The organism is Christensenella hongkongensis (genome assembly GCF_000981035.1).
In the GTDB taxonomy this organism is placed as follows: Bacteria; Bacillota; Clostridia; order Christensenellales; family Christensenellaceae; genus Christensenella; species Christensenella hongkongensis.
On sequence record NZ_LAYJ01000010.1, the window covers coordinates 25,792 to 32,365 of the forward strand.

Annotated in this window: 8 protein-coding genes; 1 reads left to right on the plus strand and 7 read right to left on the minus strand. The window is 50.7% G+C overall.

The window, feature by feature from the left end:
* Positions 1-20: 20 nt before the first annotated feature.
* The 7 genes from CHK_RS00140 to CHK_RS00165 all read right to left on the minus strand — a co-directional run bounded on the left by CHK_RS00140 (position 21) and on the right by CHK_RS00165 (position 4,680).
* Entirely contained in the window at positions 21-734 is a 714-nt protein-coding gene (locus tag CHK_RS00140) for a hypothetical protein (RefSeq protein WP_046441808.1), read from the minus strand.
* 32 nt (positions 735-766) lie between these two features.
* On the minus strand, positions 767-1,651 hold the full coding sequence (locus CHK_RS00145; RefSeq protein WP_046441810.1) for a hypothetical protein: 885 nt from the start codon (positions 1,649-1,651) through the stop codon (positions 767-769).
* Positions 1,652-1,715: 64 nt separating this feature from the next.
* Positions 1,716-2,354, minus strand: a complete 639-nt coding sequence (locus CHK_RS00150; protein ID WP_046441811.1) for a hypothetical protein — start codon at positions 2,352-2,354, stop codon at positions 1,716-1,718.
* Between the two features lie 2 nt (positions 2,355-2,356).
* Positions 2,357-2,515, minus strand: a complete 159-nt coding sequence (locus CHK_RS16430) for a hypothetical protein (protein WP_160295555.1) — start codon at positions 2,513-2,515, stop codon at positions 2,357-2,359.
* A 24-nt stretch (positions 2,516-2,539) separates the two neighbouring features.
* Entirely contained in the window at positions 2,540-3,364 is an 825-nt protein-coding gene (locus tag CHK_RS00155; RefSeq protein WP_131924632.1) for a hypothetical protein, read from the minus strand.
* Between the two features lie 164 nt (positions 3,365-3,528).
* Positions 3,529-4,248, minus strand: coding sequence for a LytR/AlgR family response regulator transcription factor (locus tag CHK_RS00160; RefSeq protein ID WP_052740054.1), 720 nt, complete (start codon positions 4,246-4,248; stop codon positions 3,529-3,531).
* Positions 4,249-4,266: 18 nt separating this feature from the next.
* Positions 4,267-4,680 (minus strand): RrF2 family transcriptional regulator, encoded by a 414-nt coding sequence (locus CHK_RS00165; RefSeq protein WP_052740055.1) that lies wholly within the window; start codon positions 4,678-4,680, stop codon positions 4,267-4,269.
* A gap of 555 nt (positions 4,681-5,235) precedes the next feature.
* Here CHK_RS00165 and CHK_RS00170 point away from each other — a divergent pair.
* Positions 5,236-6,354, plus strand: a complete 1,119-nt coding sequence (locus CHK_RS00170) for a tyrosine-type recombinase/integrase (RefSeq protein WP_046441815.1) — start codon at positions 5,236-5,238, stop codon at positions 6,352-6,354.
* Positions 6,355-6,574: the final 220 nt, after the last annotated feature.

A 6,574-nucleotide genomic window follows, 5' to 3' on the forward strand; every position in this document is an offset into this window, starting at 1 on the left:
CATTCCCCCGGAGTCACGTTTTATTCAGCCTGCTCCTGCGCATCCGGCTTTCCAAACCGCTTTAATACCTTCAGAAGATTTTTTGCCTGCTCTGCACTCAGAATAACCTGCTCTTCCTGTGGCTGTACGTCTTCCGGCTGGGACGGAAATTCGCGGATTTTATTTTCGCTCCGTTCCGCTTCCTGCTGCTCTATCGTAAAGGCAGCCTCATATCCCCTGCGCGCGTTGTCGATTGCCTCCTGCATATTTGCAAGCATTTCCAGATTCGTTTTCTGCAACTGTTTTGTTATGCCCACCGCCCTCATCTGTGCTGTCTCGATGATAGACTGCGCCTCTACGCGCGCACTCTCGGTTATGCGGGCAGAATCCTTACGCCTTTCGCTTTCCATTTCCCTGAGTAAGTTCACCTGCCGCCCCGTCTGCTGCGCCATCTCGTTCATCTGACGGATCGCCGCTTCGACCGCCTGCAGGTTAACAGGCCTCTCTTCCTGCTCCAGCAGCCTTTTGTTGGCAGCCTGAATCTGGCTTACCAGCGCCTCGTTTTTCTCTGTAAGGTCGCTTTTTTCCAAACGCAGGGCTTGATTCTCCTGCATTAGCTCGCTGATTTTGGTTTCTTTTTCGCGGTTATCCTTTTCAAATCCCTCAAGCTCTTCGTCCAGTTCCCCCAGCAAAATAATGAGGTCCATTTTACTCAGCTTTTGAAGTCCTTTGATTTCCTGATTGATATCAGCCACAAATATTACCTCCTTTTATCATTCGGTTTGCCTTAATCCGTTTCGCCAATGTGCTGCGTCCGATAGGCAAGGTCGCTTATTACGCTCCTGATTTCATCGCTCAGTCCGTCGGTATAATCGTCTTCCGGCTCAGCCTCCCCGGGCTTGTCGCCAGCGAGAAAATCGGTTTGTGTTTTTTCTTCCTGCAGCGTAATCTCCGCAAAAGGCCTTTCCCCCTGAATACCGGCTGGCTGCACGGCCTCTTCCTGTTGCCGGCTGTCCGCAGCCGGACACAAAATATCGTCCAGATGCGGCACTTCGCCCGTTTCAGCCTGTGTATCCTGTTCAAACGGCTTTTGCTGCAAAGCCATGTTGATATAAGCCTCAGCACCCGGAACCGGCGTATCTGCGGCAATCCGCTGCTCATATTCTCCGCGCGCGCCGGACAGCATCTTATCTATCTCAATTTGCAGGCTTTGCAGTACGTTTGTACTGGCCTCCTTCACCTGTTCCGCTCCCGCTTTGGCTTTGGAAATGATCTGCTCTGCCTGGTAACGCGCGGCGGTAATCACCGCCTCCGCTTCCTTCTGCTTGGCGATCTCCATTTCCCTCATATGCTCCAGGTATTGCTTTGCGGCATTTTGCGCGGCCTCCATTACGCCGTTTACCTGTATCATGGAATCCGCCAGCGAGCCCGGTTCCTGCTGCGTAAGCTGCGCTTTTTTCCGGTTCATCTGCATATCCGCCATTTGCCCCTGCAGTTGTGCCGCCTGTCCCTGCAACTGCACTGTTTGCCGCTCAAGCTCCTCAATAATGCTTTGTTTTTTTTCATTTTCCTCAGCAAGCCTGCGGTTCTCGTCGTCGCAGTCCTGCACAAGGCGGACCAATTCAGTTTTCCCCATTTTTTTCAGCTGCTGTATTTCCATACGATCTTTCATATTAACTCCCTTTCCTGTACCTGATTATTGCATCCGGGGCGCCATCGCCTTTCCCCGGTCGTGTTCAAACCGCCGATTTTTCCTGGATACCTTCCAGCTTTTTCCGGAAGCGCTCCGCTTCCGCCTGCATATCCCCCAGAATCGCCTGCAAAGCCCCAAGGTCGGTAAGATACTGATTCTTCAGCTCCGCCATTCTGTCGAGCGCCTGCCTGTGGAGCAACTGCTCCTCTTTTATTTTCCTGCGGCTTTCCGCGAGGATTTCGTCCGCCTGCTTTTTGGCGTCCTCGCATACCTGCCGGGCTTGCGCCGTTGTTTTCCTGATCACAAGGGTAAGCCCCTGCTGTATCTCATGGATGACCTGCGTTATTACATCCATTTGCTTGCGGGAACCTGCCGGCTGCCCGTCAATACCGTATTGCACCACAATCTCATTCTTCCTGATTTTTTTCTCCATTTGGGAGATCGTGCATTCCTTTTGCTGTATCTGGCTCTGGCTGAATTCCTGGCTTCTCTTGTTGCGCTCTTCCAGCTCCAAAATTTTATTCCGGTATAATCCGTCCAGGCAGCGCAGCGCGTCTATCACATGCTCCCTGTTATAGCCAACGAGCGCTTTTGGCAGCGTCAGCATTTTAAAAAACTGGATAATTTCCGGATAATCGTTTTGCGGTTGGATCAAGCCCAATATATTCTCCTGATTGCCCATCTCTAAAATTTCCCCGTTATCTTTTCTTTACTTCCGGACAGGAATATTTCGCTGATTCCGTCCATATCCTTCAGCTTTCTGCGGGTAACGGATTTTATGATAATACCCGCCGCGGTAATCGCCGCAAGCAATACCATTCCAATGATTTCAAGGCTGTTCATCATGCGTTTCCTTTCTGTGCCCCATTACTTTTTTCGCTTGCTGTTATACCAGCGGATCGATCCCAGGTCTTTGATAATACTCAGTGCGAATAAAACGCCCGCAATACCGGACGCACCGAATAATCCCACCGCAAGTGGCGTTACCTCATTTTCATCTGCCTGCGGCTCTTCCTCCGGTTCCGGCGTTTCTTTTGGCTCCGGCTCCTTCACTGCATAAACAGAAGGCTCCGCACTTGCGGAAGGCGCGGGCGGGGCGGGCGTTTCCTCCGGCTCAGCTTCTATGACCACAGCTTCCGTTTGACCGGGAGTTGGATTTGGCTTTGGATCAGGAGCCGGCTTGCCTGTTTGCGACGCGGGCGCCTCGGGTTCGTCCTGCTGCGGCGGTTCCGAAGGTTCCTGCGGTTTCATCGTAGGGATCGGCATGAGGCTTGGCGTCGGTTCGGGGCTTGGCTCCGGTGTAGGATCTGGAGTCGGCTCCGGCATTGGCTCTGTGATTATGACGTTGATTTCTATATAGTTGGACGACGTGTCATCCGCAAATAAATACATTGTAACCGGATATTTGCCCGGCTCCTTCAGGGCCGCCAGTCCTCCGATATCTATCTTTTCATATCCGCCTTCGTACACTTCAAAGTTTTCCCAGGTTTTGACGACCGACCTTGATCTTTTCACGATCTCATTTTCAAGCTCGCCCTTTTCATTGAACCCGTTTGCCTGCACGCCCGTCATCGTCACGTCGTATGCCTGCATACAAAAATAAGGCTCCCAATCCACATGGTGGTAGCCGTTTCCTGCGGCAAGGGCGGTAAACGGAATACTGAGCAATAGGAGGAACGTTAATAAAAACATTACTATTCTGTTATTTTTCTGTTTTTTCGTTTTAACCGCTCCTTTCCGCATAGATAGATACCGCCCAGTTTTTTTATTATCAGTTGTACCGCAAACTCCATTTTTTGTGCGCTTTACATCGTGAACAACGCTTTTTTTACGTGAACGACATCTTTTTTTGTACTTTAAATTGTTTTCCGGGATTTGAAGGCCGTCCTCACCGCCTTTAGGTAAGACCTGCCCACGGGAAGCTCCGGGCCGCCCTTCATCTGCAGCCCGTCCTTGCTTAAACGTATAATTTTACCTGCCGCGACAATGTACGAACGGTGGATTCGCACAAATCCTTTGTCCAGCAAAATGTTTTCGATTTTTCCAAAGGTAGAATAAAATTCGAAATTCTTGTTACCGTAATACACGGTGATATAATGGTCGCGCGCTTCAAAATACACGATGTCCTCCACGAACACCTTCCTGTTTTCTCCCGCACACGAAAAAACAAGCGTTTCCCGCGCCTTTTTGCGGCATTTGTCAAACGCTTTCAAAAAAATTTCTTCAAATCTCTCTATTGGAGTCTCTTCCTTAATCAGGAAATGAAACGCGTCCACGTCAAACGCACGAAGAATCATGTCTTTCATGGAGCTTGCGGTCAGGAATATGATCTCGCTCTCACAATCGCGTTCCCTCAGCCTGCGTGCGGTTTCGATGCCGTCGATTCCCGGCATATCGATATCAAGGTAGATCACGTCCGGCTGGTCCTTCATGTCATCGAGCTCAAACAGCATCTGGTTCCCGCTGGTATATGGCTCGATGTTCAATTCGATCCGGAATTTTTCACATATATTGCACAGGACGTCCGTAAACCGCAGGATATTATCCTTGCAATCATCGCAAATCGCTACAACCAATCTCTGTTCCCCCCAAGGTTACGTTTCGTTTGTATTCATCAACTGCGCTATGGTCATACTGCCAAAACGGTTTTCTATCATCTGCTGGATGTCCCGGAAAAAATTCTTTACCGGACAGTGTGCCGCATAAGGCGCGGAATCGTTCTCACCGCGCCCCCGGTACCGGTCGATCTCTATCGCGCCCTGCGTTACCGTCACGATATCCAAAACGCTTATTTCTTCCGGCTTTCGCATGAGGCTGTAGCCCCCGCGCACGCCCATATGCCCTTTAATCAGCCTTGCCGCTTTGACCTTGTGGGCTGTCGCAATCAGGTACTTTTTAGGAATCCCCATTTTTTCAGCGATTTCCGTTGCCGGAACGATCCGTCCCTTGTTCAGCGCCAAATATAAAACAAGCCGAATCGCATAATCGGTTGTGATTGTCAGCTGCATTGTTTCCTTCTCCCTGCGCCGCTTATTTTACAGCGATTTCACTTTAAGCCGGTTATGCAAAACTCGGCGTAAATCGCTTGCGTTTGCAATTTATATCAAAAGCCTGTAACCAACCTTTTGACAAATTGCTATGATTCTGGCAGGTCATAATTTAATCCTGCCGCACCGTAATTTAATCCATTCCCGTGGAACCGCGTGATATAATACCCATCAGGATATGTTTCCCGGCGGGTAATCCTTTACCCGTTTTGGAACCATTCCCGGACGGTAAGCAACCGGTTCGTTGAAAAACACGTGCCTGAGTGCGCTTACTGCATTCGTGTTTTTTCGCAATATTTCTACATTTGCGAAACGATGCGGAAATATAGGTTATTTGGTCTTATTTTAATCAACAACAGCGGCAATGTCAAGAAAAAAGCGGGAGCGCATCCGTTCTACAGGCGTTTGGCAAAAGCCGCCGCAGCCCGAAAACCCTTTCACAAAAAGGTTATCGAAAGTTGCATGGAATAAGCCGTCAAATAAACCGTCAAAAAAACAGCAGGAGGAAAAAACAATATGGCGCGAAAGGGAGAAAATATTTATTTGCGCAGGGACGGCCGTTGGGAAGGCCGTTACATCAGGGGAAGAAAGCAGGATGGAAAGCCTGTGTTCGGCTCTGTCTATGCAAGGCAATACCAGGAAGTAAAGAGGAGGCTGGTGCTGATCAAATCGCAGCTTTTACAGAATCCGTCCCCGGTTCTTATTTACCGGACAGGACAGGCGGCAGAGTGGATGGATTTTTGGCTGGAGGAGGTCGCGCGGCCCAACATACGCGAGTCCACTTATCTGGCGTACCGCCGGCAGATTGGCAAGCACCTGATTCCCGCGTTTGGCTCGATGCCGCTGCGGGAGATCGACGCGGAGAAAATCAGGCAATTTACCGGCGTACTCAAAAGCAGGGTTGCGCCCAACACGATGATCGGTATACTGCGCCTTCTAAACGCAATCCTGAAGGAAGCGCGGATCAAGCGGCTGATCGAAGCCAACCCAATGGAGGAGTGCAGGATGCCCAAATTCAAACAGCGCAAAGCGCGCGTCCTGACGCGTGCAGAGCAACAAAGGCTGGAGCGCGAGACAGTACGGCAGGGAGACCTGGAATACATGGTGATGCTTTATACGGGCATCAGGCTGGGCGAATTATGCGCGCTGCGCTGGAACGACGTTGATTTTGTAAACAACACCCTTACTGTGGACGAAACGTTGCAGCGCGTGCAGGCAACGGCGGGCGGGGCAAAGACAAAGATCGTTACGGGGCTGCCAAAATCGCTTAGCTCGGTGCGGGTAATACCGGTTCCGTATTTTGTGATCAGGATGCTCAGGGATTATATGGAGGAAACCGGCGCGGCAGCGGACGGGTACATTTTCAGGGGAAAATCCGGCGGACACACAGATCCGCGTACGCTGCAGACGCGCTTTGCAAAAATTACAAAACGCCTCGGCATCAGGGGAGCCCACATCCATACGCTCCGGCACACATTTGCCACGCGCTGGCTGGAGCATAACAAACGGGGCGGCTATGAAATACTGGGCGAGCTGCTTGGACACAGCAGTCCGAAAGTCACGCTGCAGTTTTACGCGCATTGTACGCAGGCGAGCAAACGGCAGTCGATGGACCGGATGGAACGAATTGCCTGACCAAAATAATAAGCCGTCAAGGCTGGTCAGACGGCTCGCAGGAAAGCGTATCAAAAAGCAAAAAAGCAGGGAAATGGCGCGAATGTAGAAATATTGCGAAAAAACACGAATGCAGTAAGCGCACTCAGGCACGTGTTTTTCAACGAACCGGTTGCTTACCGTCCGGGAATGGTTCCAAAACGGGTAAAGGATTACCCGCCGGGAAACATATCCTGATGGG

What these genes read in the sequence shown, in the direction of transcription:
- CHK_RS00155 (WP_131924632.1), bottom strand. Translation starts at nt 3,364, where the DNA reads ATGTTTTTATTAACGTTCCTCCTATTGCTCAGTATTCCGTTTACCGCC.
- CHK_RS00150 (WP_046441811.1), bottom strand. Translation starts at nt 2,354, where the DNA reads ATGGGCAATCAGGAGAATATATTGGGCTTGATCCAACCGCAAAACGAT.
- CHK_RS00165 (WP_052740055.1), bottom strand. Translation starts at nt 4,680, where the DNA reads ATGCAGCTGACAATCACAACCGATTATGCGATTCGGCTTGTTTTATAT.
- CHK_RS16430 (WP_160295555.1), bottom strand. Translation starts at nt 2,515, where the DNA reads ATGAACAGCCTTGAAATCATTGGAATGGTATTGCTTGCGGCGATTACC.
- CHK_RS00170 (WP_046441815.1), top strand. Translation starts at nt 5,236, where the DNA reads ATGGCGCGAAAGGGAGAAAATATTTATTTGCGCAGGGACGGCCGTTGG.
- CHK_RS00145 (WP_046441810.1), bottom strand. Translation starts at nt 1,651, where the DNA reads ATGAAAGATCGTATGGAAATACAGCAGCTGAAAAAAATGGGGAAAACT.